Below are 21,361 nucleotides of genomic sequence, written 5' to 3'. Positions count from 1 at the left end.
TTATTCTCGTTCCATGTTGCGTTTTACATCTTTTTCCTTGATGGTTTCACGCTTATCGTACAGTTTTTTACCCTTTGCTAAAGCGATTTCAACCTTAGCAAAACCTCTATCCGAAATATACATGCGCGTAGGAACCATCGTTAAGCCTTGGTCTTTTAGTTTGTTTTGTAACTTTCCCAATTCACGTTTGGTTAACAACAATTTTCTATCGCGAAGAGGTTCGTGATTATAGTGAGTACCTTCGCTATATTTCGAAATATTCATCTGACGGATGAATAGCTCTTCATTCAAAAACACGCAATAGGCGTCTGTTAGGTTTACTTTTCCTTGACGAATAGATTTGATTTCGGTTCCCATGAGCATAATTCCAGCTGTATAGGTTTCTAGGAAAAAGTATTCAAAAGAAGCTCTTTTGTTTTTGATGTTAATACTTTTTTCAATTTTCTCTTTTCCCATTTTATTAATTGTGATTGTGTGAATTATGAATGAGAGATTGGCACTGTACTAAAGATGATAAAAACTGTTTATTGCGGATATCGGATGTTGGATTTCGGAAGTATAATCTTCTATATTTTGCAAAAAACAAAGGTATTTTACTTTATTTCCGAAATCAGAAATCCCAAATCTGCAATAGTTTGAAATCATTCGTACAGCCCTAATGAGAGATTTATCTCATTCATTTCAATTTCATAAATAGTTTTTTGCTCTAATTATGACAAAAAAAGCCATACAGTTTATGGCTGTATGGCTTTATGAGCAAAAGACTTATAGCTAAGTCGGGCAGATAAGATTATTTCTTAGCAGCACCTTTTTTCTCAGCGTATTCTTTGTTAAGACCGTCGATAATTTGCTGTGTTACATCTACTGCGTTGTCAGCATATAGAATACCACCACCATTTGAACTATAACCTAAAACAAACTCGTATTTGTTCTCAGCATTGTGCTTTTTGATATACTCACGAATGTTTGAGTAAAGTTCTTCTTGTTTTTTAGCTTGCTCTTGAGCCAAAGCAGCTTGCTTTTGTTGGCTGTATTGTTGCAATTCGCCAGCTTTCTTTCTCAACATCATGTCTGCTGCTTGCAATTCTGCTTGAGTCATTGCTTGAGCACGTTGTTGGATTGCAGCGCCTTCAGTTTGAAGAGCACGCTCACGTTGACCTAAATCAACTTGCAAACGGTAACCTTTGTTTTCAAATTCTTTTTGAGCGTCTTTGTAAAATTGATAGTTCGTCAATAAAGAATCTGTATTTACAAAAACTACTTTTTTTCCGTCAACTGAGATTGCAGCAGAAGATGAAGAAGCTGTACTTGCTTTTTCTTCGCCTTTGTTACAAGAGAATAAAGTTGTTGCAATTGCCAAACCTCCACACAAAATTAGGGATAATTTTTTCATTTTTAAATTGTTAATAGTATTGATAAATCAGATGATACTTGTTAAAAAATGTTCGCAAAGATAGTTTTTTTTAGGAATTATCCATCGTTTTCTCACTGTTACTCAGCATAGTATTGGTGTGGGTGACTGCCTATCTATCTGATGCTAATCTTTGACAAGATAATCATTCTTGACCCAAAAATGCAAATTGAGGTTTGGTAATAGCTACTTTTAGAAGTATAAGGGGGAATTCTACCCTTATTTCTTGATTAATTGTCTTATTTGAAAACCACTGAGTGCTCCGAGTCCTCCGATTAATCCTCCTACGACAAGGGTCACCACAAATAGGGTAACAGCGCTGCCACCTAAGGGTAAAACGCCTGCAATTTTAGTCGTCAGAATGCCTTCGCTACGCCAATGGCTCCAAAATGCCACTGCCAGCCACACAAGTACATTGATAAATGCACCTATTCGGAAAGCACCTCCTGCTGAGCCTGCCAATAAAAATGCAGCTATAGCACTTGCCAAAGCCATTGACCACCACGGTAATAGGTACTGAAACAAAATGGCTAATGCCAATAAGAGTCCTGTAAAAGGACTGAATATTTTGTTATTTGAAGATGCGTTCATTTGTTTTCTACTATTTTGAATAAAAAATCGTAAACTGATATGACTGTCTAATCTTGCTATTTCTTTTTCAAGACTAAGGTTTGCTTGATTCTTTCACTCTTTTCTTCTTTGTTTTGTAAGAAAAGTAAAGAGTTCAATTCTCCCTTACGCCAAGTTTCGACCATATCATCATAATGTGGACTTCCCGGGTTACCTGATTGTCCGCCAGGGAATACACCATATCCTTTTACGGATTTGTCTTTGCCTAACTGTACAATCATACGCCAAGATGGTCCAGTACGACCCGTTGTAGCGTTGACGATTCCACTTCCTCCACCGATTTTAACATCCATTTTACTCAAAGCATCTAGCCCCGGAATAAGGTGTCTGATATCTGTTGATTTATATTTTTCCCAAGCCCAAGCTGTTCCTATTGGTGCATTTTGCCATTTGGTCAAACTGTCAATTGTTGCATTGAGTGTTACATTGGCTAATTCTTCGATGGTTTCTTTCTTATCTTTTGTTCTAAGGTCATCGAACCATGCGGCATTAGGTTGCTTCAAAATCAATTGTAGCGTACGTGCGTGCGATGGCGATTTCATGGGAATGTTTTTGTCGTAGCCAAAGTCATCTTCCCAGATAGCATTGTTCAATAAATCTACCCAGACAGCAAATATGGTTGGACCTATTTCATCAGGGTTGTTGTATTTGTTCCAAAGTTGCAAGACACGCAATGCTGCCATTTGCTTCTGGGTTGGCTTTTTCACAAAACTCAACATCGTTGGCAACCAGTCTTCTGCTTTGAGGTTATAATTATCATTTTGTAATTCTCTCAAGCTATCCACGGTGGCCTTATTCATCGTTTGCAAACGAGTATTGATACGGCGTCCACGTTCGGCAGGAGCAAATTCCCAGTTGATATAGTAAGGATACTTAGGATCAGTCGACGATTGGTTTGCAGAACTTACAAAACCACGTTTAGGATTTTTCACATGCGGGTTATGCAACTGAGGAATAAAACCTTGCCAATCTGCCGCAGGGTTAGTGCCATCCAAAATATATTTGCCTTGCTCACGAGCCTTTAACGGGAATTTTCCATTGACCCACAAGGCAATATCGTTTTGGTTACTGGCAAAAATAAAGTTTTGGGCAGGAGCCGAATAATATCCTAATGCTTTTACATATTCATCATAATTTTTGGCTCGGTTCAAATGATAAAAAGTACTCAATTCTTGTGATTTTTCATGAGCAATCCAACGCAAGGCGTGCCCAGTTGGGATATTGTCCCGAATAGGCTTTTCGTTATCCAAATACACAACAGGACCATGGTGTGTATAAAGAACGGTGTCTACGACTGTTTTTCCACCCTTTACGGTATAGGTTTCTATTCGTTTTTGTATTTTTTTCCATTGGTTATCGTGCCAATATTCTTCTTTTTTAGCATCCTTAAATTTTACTTGATACCAGTCTACCACATCTGCGCCCACATTGGTTACGCCCCAAGCAATATCGTTGTTGAAACCAATGATTACATTGGGCGTTCCTGGCATAGTAGAGCCATAGACATTTACTCCTGGGGCGGTCAACTGAACTTGATACCAAATAGAAGGTAAACTCAGGGTTAGGTGAGGGTCATTAGATAAAATCGGTAAGCCTGTCACAGATTTTTCGCCACCCACAGCCCAGTTGTTGGAGCCGATTCCCTTATCACGCTCTTCAGCAACTTTGTTACTCCCAATTCCGACAAAATCGACAGGGGCTTTGGGTAATGGGATAGGCTTAAAATCTAAAGGGGTTCCTTCTGGAATAATGGGGCTTTCTTTGAAAGGATAATTAGGAAAAAGCTCTTCAGCTACGGCTTTACCATATTTTCCTAAAATATTTGTCATGCGCAAATCGTCTGTACCAGAAGCAAGTACAAATGACATATTTTTGAGAAACAAAGCACTTTTGATAGGTGTCCAAGGTTCTGGAGCATATCCCAGCAATTTATATTCAACAGGGTAATCTCTTGGTTTGAGTTGAGAAATATAGGCATTAATCCCTTCAGAATAAGCTTCGAGTGCTACTTTCCCTTTAGGGTCTTCCATCATTCCTTCAAAAGATTTTTCTGCGCCAAAAACTGACCCCATTCTTCGTTGATAGCGGTCTTGTTCGAGGGCTTTTTCACCTACAATTTCTGTTAGACGACCTGCGGCAAAATGCGTCTGAAACTCCATCTGCCAAAGACGATCTTTGGCTGTTACATAGCCTTGGGCAAGATATAAATCATGGTCATTTTGTGCAAAAATATGTGGTACGCCAGTTTCATCGTATTCCACGGTAACTTCATCTTGTAAGCCTGGGATATTTAAGACTTGAGGTTCAGGTTTAGAAGAAATAGCCTCTGCATTTGTCCAAAAGCCAGTAAAGGGACTTAGAAAATTTCCCATAGGAGGAACATTTCCCCAGCCACGATTCAAGGCATAACAAAGACCTACAGTGATACCGACGGTAACAAGAGTTTTAACAACTTTCATTGGGTGCTTGCGTTTTAGTTTGGTGAATCGGTAAGTTTACAGTGTTCAATTATTGAACAATTGCAATATTTATTATAAATATAAACATTAGAAGTAGAAGAACAATTCGTAGATTGAATACATTCTGTAATTAGTCGTACTTTTTGAAGAAGATAGCAATTAGAGGCCAGAAAAATTTGTAATATGCTATTATCAAAAAAGGTTCTTAAGGACAATTTACTTAAAATTAAGTACTTTTCTATTTTTACCACAATACACTTTTTATCATGATGCAATCTATTATTTTTCAAGGACATAGAGGCTGCAGAGGGCTTTTACCAGAAAATACAATCCCAGCCTTCTTGGAGGCATTGAAGTATCCTATCGACTATTTGGAGCTGGATGTTTGTCTAAGTAAAGACCTTGATGTTGTTGTTTCGCATGAGCCTTACATGAACTCACTTTTTTGTTCGTATCCAACAGGGAAAGTTGTGCGTAAAAGCGAGGAGAAAAACCTTAATTTGTTTCAGCTTTCTTATGAACAAATTCGCAGTTTTGATGTTGGTCAAAGAGGGAATAAGTTATTTCCAGAACAAAAGCCTCAACCTGCTTATAAAGCATTATTATCAGAAATGATTGAAGCTTGCGAGGCCAAACGCAGCTCTTTTCCTGATTTTGGCTATAATATTGAGATAAAATCTGAGGAGAAAGAATATGGAATTAGTCAACCCTACGATGTAAAGGTATTTTGTGATAAAGTATTTGAAGTCTTGAAAAATATCAATCCTAAAAAGGTTATTGTTCAGAGTTTTGATTTTAATATTTTGAAATACTGTAAACAACAAATGGATTTGGGAGTTTATCCTAAAGTACAACTTTCAGCTTTGGTGACTAATGAGGGGGTTCGGCCTTCATTAGAAAAATTAGGCTTTTTACCTGATTTTTTCAGTCCGTATTATAAGAGTTTGACAGCGGGTAAAATAAAAATTTGTCATCAAAAAGGCGTTCGTGTAGTGCCTTGGACTATCAACGAGGTCGAAGATATGCGTCATTTGATTAGCATAGGAGTCGATGGAATTATCACTGATTATCCGAATAGGATTGTAGAGATTTGAAGTTTTTAGACTTTACCCAAAAATAGCCCAAGTCTGAGACTTAAACTAGAGTGTATCAACATAAACTACGTCTCTAGTATATTTGTGACTATAAAACATTAAACGTATTAGAATTACTCAAAATGCTAACTTTTCCCAACGCTAAGATTAATATAGGACTTTATATCACCGAGAAACGTGCTGATGGATTCCATAATTTAAGTTCATGTTTTTATCCTGTGGGTTGGAGCGATGCGCTAGAGATATTACCAGCAGAGACTTTGAGTTTTGAGAGTACAGGTATCGAGATCCCTGGTGATGCTAGTCAAAATCTTTGTTTGAAAGCCTATCATTTGCTCAAAAAAGATTTTCCTGAAATGCCTCCTGTGCGTATTCATTTACACAAAGTTGTACCAATTGGAGCAGGTTTGGGGGGAGGGTCGGCAGACTGTGCTTTTACGATTAAATCACTAAACTCGTTATTTGATTTAGGGTTAGACGATAAAGCCATGCAGACGTATGCTAGTCAGTTGGGGAGTGATTGTGCTTTTTTTATTGAAAATAACCCAAAATATTGTTTTGGAAAAGGCGACCAATTTGATGAAATAGCTGTTTCTCTGAAAGGGAAATATATCGTATTGGTCAACCCTAATATTCATATTTCAACGGCCGAAGCATACGGTTCTATCAAGCCCAAGCCAGCCAATGTTGATTTACAAATAGCATTATCTCAACCCGTAGCTACTTGGAAAGATGCTATTTTGAATGATTTTGAAACGAGTCTGGCGCCTAAATATCCTGTAATTCAAGAAATTAAAGATACGCTTTATGAACTAGGTGCGGTATATGCCAGTATGACGGGTTCGGGCTCGACAGTATTTGGTATTTTTGAAAATACTCCAGAAATAAAACAAGCATTTAAAGATTATATGGTTTGGCAAGGTCCTTTGGAATAAATAAAAGATCTAGCCTTTCTTCAATTTAAAATTATGCAACGCAAAGAACCTTTTAAGTTTATGCTACAGTTGGCCATGTTTGGAAGTGGCTTATTGTTTTTGGGCTTACTGGTATTCTATACCATATTGAGCCGACCCCAAGCTGGTTTTGGCAAACTAATTTTACCCGAAATTTTTTGGGCAAGTACATTATTGATATTAATCAGTAGTCTTACCTTGCATCTTGCCGATTGGAGTTTCGATAAGCATCATTTCAAAAGCTATCGGTTCTATATGGGAACCACGCTTACGCTAGGTATTTGCTTTATTATTATGCAATTATTTGGCTGGAAGGAGCTATTTGAACTCAATGCCAACTCAGCGATTCGAACCTCCCGAGGATTCATTATCATGATTTCTGGACTACATATTCTCCATATCGCTGTGGGGTTGATTTTTTTGGTAAAAATCTTTATTGAATCGCTCAAAAGGCTCTCTTATGTAGAATCTTTTGTGTATTCGGTAAACCCTCCCAATCAGCTCAAAGTTAATCTAATTGTGTTTTATTGGCATTTTGTAGATATTCTCTGGGTAATCCTATTTTTGTATTTGTGGTGGCAGAATTAGATTTAAGTTTTTTATAGAAGGCACAAGGCAACAGGCACAAGGCAAAGAGTTGTGCTTGCCTAATGCCTACAGCTTACTAATGCAATTGTATGCAGCATCAATACTTATTTCTTGTAATACAGCATTTTTTTACCTGTGTTATAATCCGTTAATAGTAAAGCTCCTTTTTCGATATAGTATTTCGAATTGGGAACATCGATTACTTTGCCATTGATAGTAATGCGCCAATACAACATATTCCCTTTGGTAAACCAGCGAGCACCTGCGGCTTTGATTTGAGCAATTACAGAGTTATCTCCTCCTCCTGAAGAGTTTCCAGAGCTATTGGGGCCACTTACATAAGCGCTTGAGCCTCCATCGTCGATAGTGCCATCGGCATTGAGTACAATAGTAGTGCTACTTCCTCCATAAAATCCTCCGTTTGAAGAATAATTTTCATGATGCGTCCATGCGCCAACAAGATTGGGGTCACGAAATAATCCATCAGGTTTTGTGGCTGAGGTAGCAGGCTTTGTAGGCTCTGTTTTTTTGGCAAAACTCCCTTGTAAAATAACCTGATTATTGTAGCTAATCTGTTGTTGGATTGTGTTGTTTTGCCAAATCATCTCAAGACCAAATACGGTTCCATCTTGGTATGAAAGCGTGCCAATGGCATTGGGAGTATTGACGGTACATTTTAATTCGTAGCTTTCAATATTTGCACCTGAGTGCACATGTAGTTTACCAACGATTTGGCTGTTCCCAGCACTTGTAATGGACATTTCGGCAGGTAAAGAACCTCCACTGCCTTGAACTTGTCCTTGCCAGTTACCAATAAAATTTTGAGCAATAGTTTCAGATAGAGACATAAAGAAGAAAGATAGATATATAAGCGTTTTCATACCGAGCGTTTAGGATTATTACCTAACTAAAATAGCTCATCATGTGGCATTCTACAAAAAAACAGGAGGTTTCTGAGTAAGTGGAGAGAGAAATTCATATTTGATTTTCAGTAGCTTAACTAATTGAGTGAATTGAGATTGAGAGAATGAGTGATTATTATAAAATTTGAATGCCAACTGTAGAGAGGCAATGATTGCGTCTTGAGCCGAGTTATATCAAAAAAGCGGTCAGAAATTATTTTCCGACCGTTTTTTAGACGCAAAACATTGCGTCTCTACTACTCAAGACTCATGTTTCACTCTACTCTTCTCCTTCGCCACCTGCTAGCATAGCTTGTAAAACAGAAGCATTTGCTTTGACGATTTCTTTTGATGGTAGCGTTTTTTCGAGGATAATTTCTACCATACCATTTTCGGTAATACCTAGTTTTACAGGAATTTGTTGATAACTATTGGTTTTGAGTTTCACAAATATTAATCCACCTTCTCCGCGACGAACAACTGCATCTTCGGGCAAGGTCTGAACAGCTTTTTTACCTGTCAAAATCTTAGTATTTACGTATTGTCCTACCACTAATTTTTGTTCCAAAACCTCATTATCTAGGTGTCCATGAACCAAAATAGCTTTGGTTGGACCTTCGATGGTTTGTCCGACCAAAATCACTTTCCCTGTTAAAGGCTTATTGGCAAGTCTAGGATTTTCAAGCAATAATGTTTGACCCACTTGTACTTTATTCGCATCTTTTTCAAAAACATTCAACTCCAAGTGCATGTGCTCACGGCTCACGAGTTCCATCATGACATCGGTAGGAGCGATGTTTTTCCCTATGTTGACATAAACCATTTTGGTTACGCCATTAATGGGCGAAATAACGTTGATTGATGGCGTAATTGTGCCCGCTTTGAGTTTAGCGATATTACAACCAATCAACTTAAGTTTTTCTTCCAAACCATTAATCATTGCTTTACCTGTTTGGTATTCAGCATCAATTTGTTGCAATTTCTTTTTTGAACCAACATTCTCTTGATTTAGGGTTTCTTGACGACTCAAATCCTGTTCTTGGAATTTTTGTTTGCTCAAGGCTTGTAAATATTCCTGTTGTAGCTGCACATATTCCATACTCTGTACTACTGCCAATACTTGCCCTTTACGAACTGGCGTGCCAGGCAATAAATCAATTCTTTTGACAAAACCTGCAATCGGCACGCTCACCGAAATCATTTGTTGAGGTGGCACTTCTACCTTGCCATTAGCAGTAACCTCTTCGCCAACAATGGTTTGTTCAAAATCACCCACTGGCAACTGAACATTTTTAGCTTGAGCCTCGCTCACATGAACGATATCTACCACCTTTTCGGTAGTTGCTTCAGTTGCTGTTTCGGATTTTGGGTCTTTTGAGCAGTTCCATAAAAGTAAACTAGACAAAAGTGTAATATATATAGGGGCTTTCTTATTCATGGCCTACAAGAGTTTCGATATTGATAATTACTTGATTAAAATTGTGTACTTCGCTCAAATACATTTCTTTGATTTGCCAAGCCTGCGTAATGCTTTGGACAAACTCCACGTATTCTATTTCTCCAGCTTGATAGCTTTTATGCGCAGTGCTAATCATCAAATTAGCCTGCGGAATAGCAGAACTTTGATAATACTGTACTGATTTTCTTAGCTTTTCTAGCTGAATCTTTAGCGATTGTAATTGCTTGGCAGTTTGCTGTTCGGCTAGAGACAAGCTTTCTTTGGCAATTTGCTCATTGATACCCGCGGCATTGATTCGTGCCTTTTGTGCCTTGGCAAAAAGAGGAAAATTGAGCCCTGCTTGAACAAAGTTTTGGTTATAATTTCGCTCAATACTTTGGTTGGTAATACCTACTTTAAAATCAGGCTTCAAACGCTCTTTCTCGAGTTTTGTTTGTAGTTGACTCACTTCAATTTGCTGTCTAAGCAATTCCAAATACGGATTATTACTTACTTCTGTTATTTGAAGCTGCAAAGGTTTTTGCATATTGGTCTGATTATCAATCACAAAATCAGCAGGAATATTGAGTAAAAATGAAAGGCTTTGATAAAGACTCTTTTCATCAGACAAAATACTTTGAATTCTATTTTGAATTTCACGCAGACGAGTTTCGGTCGAAACTTTTTCTAGTAAATTGGTTTCACCCGTTTGATAGCGTAAAGACGCCGCCTTGAAAGCACTTTGGTACAAGCTATCTTGTTGCTGAACCACCTTGAGTAATTGGGTATTGAGTAAAATTTGATAATACAAACTTTTTACCTCTGCTACTACTTGATTCTTCGTCATATTTAGACGTTTTTCGGACGAAGCAGTATGACTTTTCAACAGATTTTCTTGTGCCTTGTACAAAGAGGGAAAAGCAAATGATTGTCCCAAACTAAAAGTTACATCATTGTTGGTATAGGTCTGCGTACGACCAAATTGGGTATCAAAACTAGTTTTGGGCAAGTCTTTCGCTGTTTTTTCTAAAGCCCTATTGCCCGAAATTTCAAGTTTGCCCACCTGTATACTTTGATTTTGTTGAACAGCTTTCTCTATACAGTTATCCAGCGTCAAAACTGGCGTGTTTTGGGCAGGTGCTGTTTTAACTATTCCGAAGCTCAACAATACAAGAATCATTGCTATCGAAGGTTTGATTTTTACCTTAGTAGCCATAAGACTATAAATCGCAGGTAATACCACCAAGGTCAATAACGTTGCAGAAATCAAACCACCGATAACCACCGTCGCCAAAGGGCGCTGTACTTCAGCACCTGGCGAATGTGAAAGTGCCATTGGCAAAAAGCCTAAAGAGGCTACTGCGGCTGTCATAACTACGGGGCGAAAACGCGTCTTAGTACCTTCTATAATTCGCTCATAAATATCAGTAATACCCTGTTTTTCAAGACTATTGAAATAGGCGATCAATACAATCCCGTTGAGTACAGCTACACCAAATAGAGCAATAAATCCGATACCAGCCGACACCGAAAACGGCATTCCACGAAGCCATAGCGCCATTACGCCGCCAATAGCAGATAACGGAATAGCGGCAAAAATGATAAGTGCTTCTTTGAGAGAATTAAACGTAAAAAACAATAAGGCAAAAATGAGGAATAGTGCAACAGGCACTGCAATTGCCAAACGACTTTTGGCTGCATTGAGGTTTTCAAAAGCTCCTCCATATACAAAATTGTACCCTACAGGAAGTTCTACTTTTTTGTCTAATACCTGTTGTATTTCATACACCAAGCTTTCAACATCGCGGTTACGAACATTAATACCGATGGTAATACGACGACGAGCATTATCACGAGCAATTTCGGTAGGAGCGTCCTGATATGAAATATTGGCGACTTGCGATAAAGGAATTTTACCCCCATTTGGCAAATCGACATACAAATCGCTGATATTTTGTAAATCTTTGCGATACGCAGAATCAAGACGAACTACCAAACCGAAGCGTTTTTCTCCTTCATACACTACCCCAGCTTCTTCGCCAGCAAAAGCAGTTTTTACAAGAGCGTTCAATTCTTTTATTTTAAGACCATACTGAGCGATTTTCTCACGATTATAGTCCACAACCATTTGTGGTACGCCCTCGATTTGTTGTACCTTCAAGTCTCCAACACCTTCTATTTTAGCGATATGCTTGGCACATTCTTGCGCTTTTTGGTATAAAATATCCAAGTCCTCTCCAAAAATTTTAATCGCAACATCAGATTTTGTTCCTGCTATTAGCTCATTAAAACGCATTTGAATAGGTTGTGTAAATTCAAAATTTACCCCAGGCAATTCCGACAAAGCATCGTCCATTTTCGCAGAAAGCTCTTCCATTGTTTCTGCTTTTTTCCAGTGCTTCATGTCTTTTAATTCAATAATTAAATCACATGAATTGATTCCCATAGGATCAGTAGGAATTTCGGATGCTCCAATACGAGATACTACTTGACTTACCTCATCTGGAAATTCTCGAAGAATAATTTGTTGCGCTCGGGTATTCATTTTAATACTTTGAGATAAAGAAGCATTGCTATGCAAAAGCGTCTCCACCGCAAAATCACCTTCGTTTAACTCTGGAATAAACTCACCACCCAACGAACTGAATAGCAATAAACTACCCGCAAACATCGCCACTGCCGAACCAACTACCACTGCTTTGTGGTGCAATACCCAGCGAATAATAGGAGCGTAGAATCTGTATAAAAAATTGATAATTTTATCAGAAATAGTCTCTTTCAAATTGACTTTTTTACTCAATAACAAAGATGACATCATGGGGACATAGGTCAACGATAAAATCAAGGCCCCGACTATAGCAAAACCAACCGTTTGCGCCATGGGCTTAAACATTTTTCCTTCAATACCCGTCAAGGCTAATATCGGGAAATACACAATCAAAATGATAATCTCACCAAAAGCTGCTGATTTTCGGATATTTACTGCTGAATGATATACTTCATCATTCATCTCTTGTTGTGTCAATGTAAGTGTATGATTTCCTGCCTTTTGGGCTCGTTCGTGTAAATGATGAATAATGGCTTCGACAATAATCACAGCACCATCCACAATTAACCCAAAGTCGATAGCTCCTAATGACATCAAGTTGGCAGATACCCCAAAGAGGTTCATCATACTAAATGAAAACAGCAAACACAATGGAATCACAGAGGCTACCACAAGGCCAGCACGAAGATTTCCTAGGAGTAAAACCAATACAAAAATGACAATCAAACCACCTTCTACCAAGTTTTTCTCCACAGTACCTATCGCCTTATCAATCAACTTACTACGATCCAAAAAAGGTTGAATGGTAATACCTTCTGGAAGTGATTTTTGAATTTCTTTGATTCTGGCTTTTACGTCTTGAGTTACGACCTGAGCCGAAGCGCCTTTGAGTAACAATACCACCGCACCAACAGCCTCACCTTCGCCATTGCGAGTCATTGCCCCGTAGCGCACAGCGTGTCCAAACTGCACAGAAGCCACATCTTTGACCAACACAGGCAGCCCTCCGCGATTAGCTACTACGATATTACCGATATCTTCGACATTTTTCACCATCCCTTCCGAGCGGATAAAATAGGCATCTGTTCCTTTTTCGATATAGCTACCTCCAGAGTTCGAATTATTATCTTGCAGGGCAGTAAAGAGCTCATTTAAAGTAACATTAGCCGCACTAAGACGTTCTGGATTAATAGCCACTTCGTACTGTTTCAGATTTCCTCCAAAAGAACTAACTTCTACAACTCCTTTGATACCAAGCAATTGTCTTTTTACAATCCAGTCTTGAATTGTACGAAGTTCGGTGAGAGAATAGTTGTTTTTAAATTTTGAATCAACTGCTAGCGTATATTGATAAAACTCTCCAAGTCCTGTTGTGATAGGTGCTAGTTCGGGACGCCCAGCACCTGCAATCAGATTGGGCTCCGCTTCCTTAAGCTTTTCAGTTACCTGTTGACGAGCTTTTTCAATAGGTACATCGTCTTCAAATACTACAGTAATAATCGACAAGCCCATTCTCGAAAAAGAGCGAATTTCCTTCGTATTCGGAACGGTTCTTAAGGAGATTTCTAGTGGAATAGTGATAAATTTTTCAACCTCAGTAGCAGGTAAAGCGGGAGATTGAGTGATTACCTGCACTTGGTTAGATGTAATATCTGGCAGGGCATCTACGGTAAGCTGAGTCAAGGAAATTCCACCCCAAGCAATTAAGCTCAAGACAAATAATCCAATAATCAGCTTTTGATTTATGCTGAATCGAATTAATGAATCTATCATTAGTTTATTAAAATAAAGGTAGTGAGGCTGGTTATTGAGCTGATTGGTGATGGAGCGATTGAGTGAGATTATAATCGTTTATGAATCTCTCAAAACATCAATACAAGTAGGAGGGCTGTGTGGTGATTTGAATCGTTGAAACTCATTATTACACTCAAACTTATAGTCATGCTGATTATTGAGAACAGAGTAAATACATGAGATTTTTAAAATCCATTTACGTATTTAACCACAAAATGCTCAATAGCAAATCACTCATTCACTTTCTCTCAATAAAGAGCCGAGAATGTTAATTTTAAATAAAAGGAAGATATTCGATTAGAATCGGGGTGGATTGAGTAGCGACGAGGCTAATAGGAAGTCGTAAAGGTTTTGCCAAACAAAGTTTGGACCAACAAAACCCTTAATAATAGGCTTAAATTTCAGCGAAATTTGCTGAAAAAAGGATGGCAAAAAGGCATGAACCGCCTGAGAGTCCAGACTAGGCAAGTGTGAATGTGAATGTTTAGCAGTTTTGGTATGATTTGAGGCTGCTGAATAGTGCATTGCTAAAAAGCTCAAAAAGCTCATATTGCTTTTTTCGGTCTTACAATGCCACTGGTAATGCTTCACTAACTCGCCTATTTTTGCCAACTGCAAAGTATCCACCTTTGGAAAAAGACTTCCCAAAAGGATAGTGACACTTAGAAATATGGCAATAATTTGTTTCATGAAACAAAGGTAGTTGTTAAATCCAATCTAAAAGTATTTCGCTATAAAAACTTTTCCAGATTGGATTATTTTTATTTTTTGATTGGAGCAAATTAAGACTAAAAAGTTTAATCTTATTACTCATTTTTATAAAAATGTTGAAAAATAGATACTCAAATGCCCTTCCTCATGCATTTTTAATCAAAATATAACAATTTTCCACAAAAGTTATCCACATTTTAAACTTGTCCACTGTGGAAAAGCCCCTAATTGTGGATAAGTCTTTTTTAGCCGATTTTATGTCAAACGTCCTAAATTTGGCTAATTATTTATAACGATTCTAAGGTACGTTTTCTATTCAGGAGTTTAATCTTGTAGAAATAAATAAGCCCCTTGCAAAACAAAATGTTTTACAAGGGGCTATTATATCAACAGTTCATGACTACATTGCTTTCAAACGAGCAATCGTCTCCTCCAATGCCTTAATCTTCGACTCAGCATCGGCTAACTTTTGGCGTTCTTTTTCTACAACATCAGGTTTGGCATTGTTGACAAATCTTTCGTTTGACAATTTTGCTTCCACTGATTTTTTGAATCCTAAGTTATATTCTAACTCTTTAGTAGCATTTGCTAATTCTGCTTCTACGTCTAGTTCTCCTTCGAGACTAATAAAGAATTCATCAGCTTTTAATACAAAAGAAATAGCGTTTTCAACATTGCTAGATACATATTCTATTGCAAAGGTATTTGCGAGCTTCACGATGATTGATTCTAGTTGCTTATAACGAGCTACATCTTCGGTTTTAATCGCCAATGGCAATCCCGTTTTTGGTGAAATTTGTTTTGTATTACGCGTCTCACGAACTTTTGAAACAATACCAAACAAGATTTCAAAATCAGCCAATACTTGTGTATCGATTTCGCCAGCTACTGGATAAGCCGCACGGCAAATACTTTCACCTTCTTGACGCTCTGCAATTGCTTGCCAGATTTCTTCGGTAATAAATGGCATATATGGATGAGCCAAAGCCATCAATTTTTCAAAAATCCCGATAGTCGCATCATATGTAGCTTGGTCGATTGGTGAACCAAAAGCAGGTTTGATAATTTCGAGGTATTGTCCACAGAAATCATCCCAAATCAAGTTATAAATCGATAACAAGGCATCCGAAATACGGAATTTGCTAAAATGGTCTTGAACTTCAAGTACAACCTGACTAATTTTTGAGTTAAACCATTTGATTGCTAATACATTACCTGCTGGTTGTTCGGCATCGGCAATTTCCCAACCTTTTACCAAACGGAATGCATTCCATACTTTATTACAGAAGTTACGTCCTTGTTCGCACAATTTATCATCAAACAACAAGTCGTTACCTGCAGGAGCCGAGAATAATAAGCCCGAACGAACGCCATCGGCACCGTACTGCGCAATCAAATCTAATGGGTCTGGGGAGTTACCCAATGATTTTGACATTTTGCGACCTTGCTTATCACGTACAATACCCGTCAAATACACGTTACGGAATGGCAGTTCTTCTCTCCACTCATAACCTGCGATAATCATACGAGCTACCCAGAAGAATAAAATATCTGGACCTGTTACCAAATCATTGGTAGGGTAGTAGTATTTAATATCTTCATTTTCAGGATTTTCGATACCATCAAATACCGAAATTGGCCACAACCAAGACGAGAACCAAGTATCTAGTACGTCTGGGTCTTGTGTCAAATCTTCTTCGGTCAAGGCAAATAACTGCAATTCGTGTTGAGCTTTGCGTAAAGCTTCACGCTTATTTTTAGCAACGATTACAGTACCATCTTGCAAATAGAAAGCTGGGATTTGTTGTCCCCACCAAAGCTGACGGCTAATACACCAATCATGAACATTTTCCATCCATGAGCGGTAGGTATTTTTGAATTTTGAAGGATACAACTTAATGTTGTCATTCATTACGTTTTCGAGTGCAGGTTTTGAAATGTCTTCCATTTTCAAGAACCATTGCAACGACAATTTTGGCTCGATTACAGCACCAGTACGTTCTGAAGTTTTAACGATTGATTTATATTCTTCAACTTTTACTAAAAATCCTGCTTCTTCTAAGTCTTTTACGATATTGCGACGAGCAGCAAAACGGTCTTGACCAACATATAAAACTGCCTTTTCATTCAAGAAACCAGCGTCATCCAAAATATCGATAACAGGTAATTTATGCTTCAAGCCTAATTCATAGTCATTCAAATCGTGTGCAGGTGTTACTTTCAAACAACCTGTACCAAAATCCATTGCTACGTATTCGTCGGTAATGACAGGGATAGCACGACCCAGCAATGGAATCTCTACTGATTTTCCGTGATAAGCTACATAGCGCTCATCGTTTGGATTCACACAGATAGCAGTATCGGCCATGATGGTTTCTGGACGCGTAGTTGCAATCGTCAAAAACTCACCATCAGCACCAACTACTGGATATTTGATATGGAAAAGTTTTGCCTGAACATCTTTCTCGATTACCTCTTCGTCTGAAAGAGCTGTTTTACCTTGTGGATCCCAGTTTACCATACGAACGCCACGATAAATTTGTCCTTTTCCGTACAAACGAACGAACGTATCGATTACGGCTTCGTACAAAGATGGCTCCATAGTAAAGCGAGTTCTATCCCAGTCACAAGAAGCACCTAGCTTTTTCAATTGATCAAGGATAATACCGCCGTATTTATCTTTCCATTCGTGAGCATATTCCAAAAACTCCTCACGAGTAATATCTTTTTTCTCGATACCTCTCTCTTTCAACATTGCCACGACTTTAGCTTCTGTTGCGATTGAAGCGTGGTCAGTACCAGGCACCCAACAAGCCTCCTTACCTTCCATACGAGCCTTACGAATAAGGACGTCTTGGATGGTATTATTCAACATGTGTCCCATGTGCAAAACGCCTGTGACGTTTGGTGGTGGAATGACTATCGAATAAGGTTCTTTATCAGGATTAGGCTTGGATGCAAATAGCTTGTTGTCAAGCCAATATTGATACCATTTGGCTTCAATTTCTTGTGGAGTGTACGTTTTTGAAATCATATTTTTATGAATCTATTGTATTGGGCAAAATGCTTCAGCCTTCGATTACATGGTTTTGGAATAAAATTTATGAATACCAAAAGCTTAGATTATCTTGCCTAACAAATTTTAGTTTGCAAAGATAGGGATTTTGACGCAATGGCAGGCTAATAAAGTGATTTTCAAGCGTACGCTTTTTGTAAATCTGCGTGTATCTTCGCCAAACAATTACATTTCTTTATTGGTTAAACCTTTAGATTTTAACCAGACATCTACTCAAAATTATGTTACTCAAACTTGGATTGTTCTTCGGCACGTTTTTCTTTATGGAGGGATTTGCATGGTTTACTCATAAATATATCATGCACGGAATCATGTGGAACTGGCATGAATCGCATCATGTGCATCACAATGAAGTACTTGAAAAAAATGATTTGTTTTCAGTTGTATTCGGGCTTATTTCTACCGTTACCATTGTGGTAGGGGATTTAGTACCAGAGTTGTGGTTTTTGTTCTGGATAGGGCTGGGCGTGGCACTTTATGGTACATTTTACTTTATTTTTCATGATATTATCGTACATCGTCGTATCAAAATCAAGTACATTGCCAAGAGTAAATACATGAAAAGAATTATGCGAGCACACTTTATTCACCACAAAGTACATACACGCGATGGGGCAGAAGCATTCGGTTTTTTGTATGCTCCCAAAAAATACGAAGGAGGAAAGGAAAGAATCTGATTGAGTGCGGAGTGCGGAGTTGTGAGTGCGGAGTTTAATAGAATTTTCTCAAACATGAATCATTCCAAATCTAATGACAAGTGCTTAGAACTTCTATTTGAATTTTACTTGTAGAGACGCAATACTTTGCGTCTAAATCGGTAGGATTTTGAATGATAATATCAACAAAAGTCATTAAAAAGCGGTCGAAAATTATTTTTTCGACCGCTTTTTAATATCATTATGCTAGAGTTAACTTGGCTTGGGAAGCAAGCCTTGCGTATCTACAGTTAGCACAAAATTTTACCATAATCATTCATGCACTCAATTTAGAGATAACATACCATGAAATAGATTAGATTACATTCAGAAATCCTACATCAGAAATCCGAAATTGATAATTTCAGCATCCACTTTGTGCCTTTGCTCCTTGACACTTTGTGCCTTTTAAAATTTTACTCCAACAAAAGCAACAACATTTCGGCTGCTTGCCAAGCATTGGTAGGGGCAATTCGTAAATCAACCAAAGTTTGGTCAATGATACCGAGCGATTCGTATTTTAATTCATTTACCTCTGCTTCCCAAGTCAAAGGATATTCACGAGCTGAGATTGGACCTTTATTTTGTTTGAAAAAATGGTCTTCCGCCCACACATATTGTGGCGAGTTCAAGGCTAGGTTATCATCTACCTGATCTCCTTTCACATAGTCTTTCTGAAAATCCCACCAAATCAAGGAAGAGTAAGAGTCATATTGTGAGGGAATTTTGTATTTATCAGGCAATTGCATCTCTTTCAAGCCAAATTTCAACCATTTTGTCTGATAAACAGCGTGTGGAAGCATATCGGCAGTACGCCCTTCGATAAACCCTCCTTTGTCGAAGTTATCAACCTCGTCCAAAATTTTCGTTACTAAGGAATGTTTTTTATCAGCCACTGTCGAAAGCATATATAATACCTGCCCTAGGTTGTCAGCCTCGGCATAGCCAGCATTGTTATTACGGTCAAAAGGCGTATTCAAGCCTTTAATCCAAGCTTCTACCAAAGGTAAATTATTGGTCTTTTTTAGCGCCATTGTAATAATTGCCGCGCTTTTAAACCAAGGTTTGGTATAAACAATCGTATTCACTAAAGGTTTTCCATCCTGAATATTTACCAATAATTCATGATGCAATGTTCTTAATACAGAAGGGAATTTCTTATCGCTAAAAGTTGGTAATGTAATAGGACTTTCGGCAAGAATAATCTGAAGGTTATTCTCATACACATAAACACCTGTTTCATCTTCTTGAATATCGACAGCACGTCCATCTTGCAACTCCAAATGAACCAAATATTCCGAAGGTACAATCAAGGTAGATTTTACTTTCCAGCGGCGAATCACACGTTTATCGCTTAGTGAGATAATTCGTCCGTCTTTGTAAAACATTTTGGCACGATTGCCCATACCAAAAAAGAAAAACTTAGCATCTGGAAGATTACGTTTTTTGGGGTGCTCTTTTCTAAAGCCTAATAATTCCTCACGATAGGTCTGAAGGGCTTTTTCGGCTTTGGATTGTGTATATAACTGCGCATGACTGTAATGAATATCAAGCAGATACAGGAGGCTAGTGATTAAGAGTATATAATGTTTCATGGCTTATTGATAGCATTAAAACATCAAATTTAGAGAATTTAAGGACATGAATTCCATATTACCGATTTTTCGATGTAGATACAGAGGTTGAATAAGTACTAATACTTAGTACTATTGAGTGGTTTGTGATTTAGTGGATGTGATATTTCGGGTTTGGGATTTTTGATTTTGGAAATATGAAAACCCACCTTTATTACTTCCCAAAAGTAGGTTACACGTCCGAAATCCTACATCCCAAATCCGAAACTATTGATATGCTTTAGATTCTTTCAATATTGTCTTCTGGCACTAAAGGAAGATTATGAAATTTGAGATAGAGCTGTGCCAATACAATCACATCTTCTTGACAATATCTAGCAATTTTAGGAAGGTCTTTTTCAATATAGTAGGTGTGATTTACCAAATCGCCACTCAGTTCTACTTTGCTGCTTGGGATATTGAAAATTGCTGCTAGTAAATCTAAGGAAGTATAATTTTTCTTGTCTCCAAACTTCCAAAGCTCTAAAGTATCCAAATGCGGTATTTCCCAAGGCTTTTTACCTGCTAGCTGTAAGGCTTTAGGAATATTCACTCCATTGACCAACATTCGTCTGCATAGGTACGGATAATCAAACTCTTTGCCATTATGAGCACAAAGCATAAGGCTATTGCCTTTGTATTTGGACTCAATCAGCGAAGTAAATTGTGTTAAAAGCTCTGTCTCTGAGTCGGCAGTGAGCGTTTTTACCTTGAAGCAAAGCTGATTATCATCGTCCCAATGAAAAAAGCCTAAACCAATTGCAATCACCTTACCAAACTCGGCATAAATCCCAGCTCGTTCAAAATACAATTTTCCCTCATCATATTGGTGGGGATTTTGCATATAACTTGCCTTTTTTGACCAAAATTCTTGCATACGTGTAGGCACTTCGTCCCAACTACCGTAAGCAGAAACAGTTTCGATGTCAATAAATAAGAGATTTTTTGCGATTTTAGCTAAGTCGAGCATACAGATATTGGTTATAGTGTAGGAAAATATTGAGGCTGTTAGCGAAGCACTTACAGCCCATATTGATTATTCATGCAAAACTCCTTCTAAACCCAATTGGGCAATTGGGATGAGGTTTTCTTCACGGATACTTTCAGGAACAAAGATAAACTTTTTATCAAAAATCTGATTTCCAATATAATAGCTCACCCAATATTCGTTGTTAATATGAAAAACTTCAGGCGAAATAGGCTCTATTTTCACAATTTCTTCTCCTGCAACTTCTTTAAAAAAATAACGTAATGAGGCAGTTTTGATTTTGTTCCCGTCGACATCTACACCATAACCGCTAGATGTAACAAACACTGTATCGATTGGGTGTTTCAGACGATTAATTAAATATACATCCCAAAGGACATTTCCAAGTTCATCCTGACGACGTGCAACAGCCACTTTTACGCCATCGACGGTAGGATGGATGATATCTTTTTTCATAAATG

At 38.0% G+C, this 21,361-nt stretch carries 16 protein-coding genes; 4 read left to right on the top strand and 12 right to left on the bottom strand.

The window, feature by feature from the left end; genetic code table 11:
• From smpB to QM524_RS13045, 4 genes are all read right to left on the bottom strand, one after another.
• The gene (gene smpB, locus QM524_RS13060) at positions 1-456 is read right to left on the bottom strand and encodes an SsrA-binding protein SmpB (protein ID WP_095160986.1); all 456 of its coding nucleotides are present in this window, start codon (positions 454-456) and stop codon (positions 1-3) included.
• Positions 457-790: 334 nt separating this feature from the next.
• Entirely contained in the window at positions 791-1,393 is a 603-nt protein-coding gene (locus tag QM524_RS13055) for an OmpH family outer membrane protein (protein ID WP_095160985.1), read from the bottom strand.
• A gap of 237 nt (positions 1,394-1,630) precedes the next feature.
• Entirely contained in the window at positions 1,631-2,002 is a 372-nt protein-coding gene (locus tag QM524_RS13050; RefSeq protein ID WP_283344940.1) for a hypothetical protein, read from the bottom strand.
• 56 nt (positions 2,003-2,058) lie between these two features.
• A complete protein-coding gene (locus QM524_RS13045) occupies positions 2,059-4,500 on the bottom strand; it encodes a penicillin acylase family protein (protein WP_283344939.1) in 2,442 nt (813 codons plus the stop codon).
• 266 nt (positions 4,501-4,766) lie between these two features.
• On the opposite strand from QM524_RS13045, the gene QM524_RS13040 reads away from it, so the two are divergent.
• The 3 genes from QM524_RS13040 (at position 4,767) to QM524_RS13030 (ending at position 7,135) form a co-directional block, all read left to right on the top strand.
• Complete coding sequence (locus tag QM524_RS13040; RefSeq protein WP_283344938.1) at positions 4,767-5,594, top strand: glycerophosphodiester phosphodiesterase family protein; 828 nt, start codon at positions 4,767-4,769, stop codon at positions 5,592-5,594.
• A gap of 122 nt (positions 5,595-5,716) precedes the next feature.
• On the top strand, positions 5,717-6,529 hold the full coding sequence (gene ispE / locus QM524_RS13035; RefSeq protein ID WP_283344937.1) for a 4-(cytidine 5'-diphospho)-2-C-methyl-D-erythritol kinase: 813 nt from the start codon (positions 5,717-5,719) through the stop codon (positions 6,527-6,529).
• A gap of 33 nt (positions 6,530-6,562) precedes the next feature.
• Positions 6,563-7,135, top strand: coding sequence for a cytochrome c oxidase subunit 3 (locus QM524_RS13030; protein ID WP_166579291.1), 573 nt, complete (start codon positions 6,563-6,565; stop codon positions 7,133-7,135).
• A 104-nt stretch (positions 7,136-7,239) separates the two neighbouring features.
• Here QM524_RS13030 and QM524_RS13025 read toward each other — a convergent pair whose 3' ends face one another.
• The 5 genes from QM524_RS13025 to QM524_RS13005 form a co-directional block, all read right to left on the bottom strand.
• Positions 7,240-8,016, bottom strand: coding sequence for a hypothetical protein (locus QM524_RS13025; protein WP_283344936.1), 777 nt, complete (start codon positions 8,014-8,016; stop codon positions 7,240-7,242).
• Between the two features lie 301 nt (positions 8,017-8,317).
• On the bottom strand, positions 8,318-9,475 hold the full coding sequence (locus QM524_RS13020; protein WP_283344935.1) for an efflux RND transporter periplasmic adaptor subunit: 1,158 nt from the start codon (positions 9,473-9,475) through the stop codon (positions 8,318-8,320).
• Positions 9,468-13,796: a CusA/CzcA family heavy metal efflux RND transporter gene (locus QM524_RS13015; protein ID WP_283344934.1), complete on the bottom strand. Its 4,329-nt coding sequence runs from the start codon at positions 13,794-13,796 to the stop codon at positions 9,468-9,470. The genes QM524_RS13020 and QM524_RS13015 overlap by 8 nt, the downstream gene beginning before the upstream one ends.
• A 318-nt stretch (positions 13,797-14,114) precedes the next feature.
• Positions 14,115-14,507: a hypothetical protein gene (locus tag QM524_RS13010; RefSeq protein WP_095160976.1), complete on the bottom strand. Its 393-nt coding sequence runs from the start codon at positions 14,505-14,507 to the stop codon at positions 14,115-14,117.
• Between the two features lie 421 nt (positions 14,508-14,928).
• A complete protein-coding gene (locus tag QM524_RS13005; protein ID WP_283344933.1) occupies positions 14,929-17,562 on the bottom strand; it encodes a valine--tRNA ligase in 2,634 nt (877 codons plus the stop codon).
• Between the two features lie 263 nt (positions 17,563-17,825).
• On the opposite strand from QM524_RS13005, the gene QM524_RS13000 reads away from it, so the two are divergent.
• Entirely contained in the window at positions 17,826-18,281 is a 456-nt protein-coding gene (locus tag QM524_RS13000) for a sterol desaturase family protein (protein ID WP_283344932.1), read from the top strand.
• 434 nt (positions 18,282-18,715) lie between these two features.
• On the opposite strand, the gene QM524_RS12995 is transcribed toward QM524_RS13000, so the two are convergent.
• The 3 genes from QM524_RS12995 to QM524_RS12985 all read right to left on the bottom strand — a co-directional run bounded on the left by QM524_RS12995 (position 18,716) and on the right by QM524_RS12985 (position 21,356).
• The gene (locus QM524_RS12995; RefSeq protein ID WP_283344931.1) at positions 18,716-19,894 is read right to left on the bottom strand and encodes a hypothetical protein; all 1,179 of its coding nucleotides are present in this window, start codon (positions 19,892-19,894) and stop codon (positions 18,716-18,718) included.
• A 259-nt stretch (positions 19,895-20,153) separates the two neighbouring features.
• A complete protein-coding gene (locus tag QM524_RS12990; RefSeq protein ID WP_283344930.1) occupies positions 20,154-20,882 on the bottom strand; it encodes a 3'-5' exonuclease in 729 nt (242 codons plus the stop codon).
• 66 nt (positions 20,883-20,948) lie between these two features.
• Positions 20,949-21,356 carry a hypothetical protein gene (locus QM524_RS12985; RefSeq protein ID WP_166579282.1) on the bottom strand — a complete coding sequence of 136 codons (408 nt, stop codon included), beginning with the start codon at positions 21,354-21,356 and terminating at the stop codon, positions 20,949-20,951.
• Positions 21,357-21,361: the final 5 nt, after the last annotated feature.

Origin of the sequence: Flectobacillus roseus, assembly GCF_030056595.1 — a bacterium.
Taxonomy (GTDB): Bacteria; Bacteroidota; Bacteroidia; order Cytophagales; family Spirosomataceae; genus Flectobacillus; species Flectobacillus roseus.
This window is presented reverse-complemented; position numbering and strand designations above follow the sequence as displayed.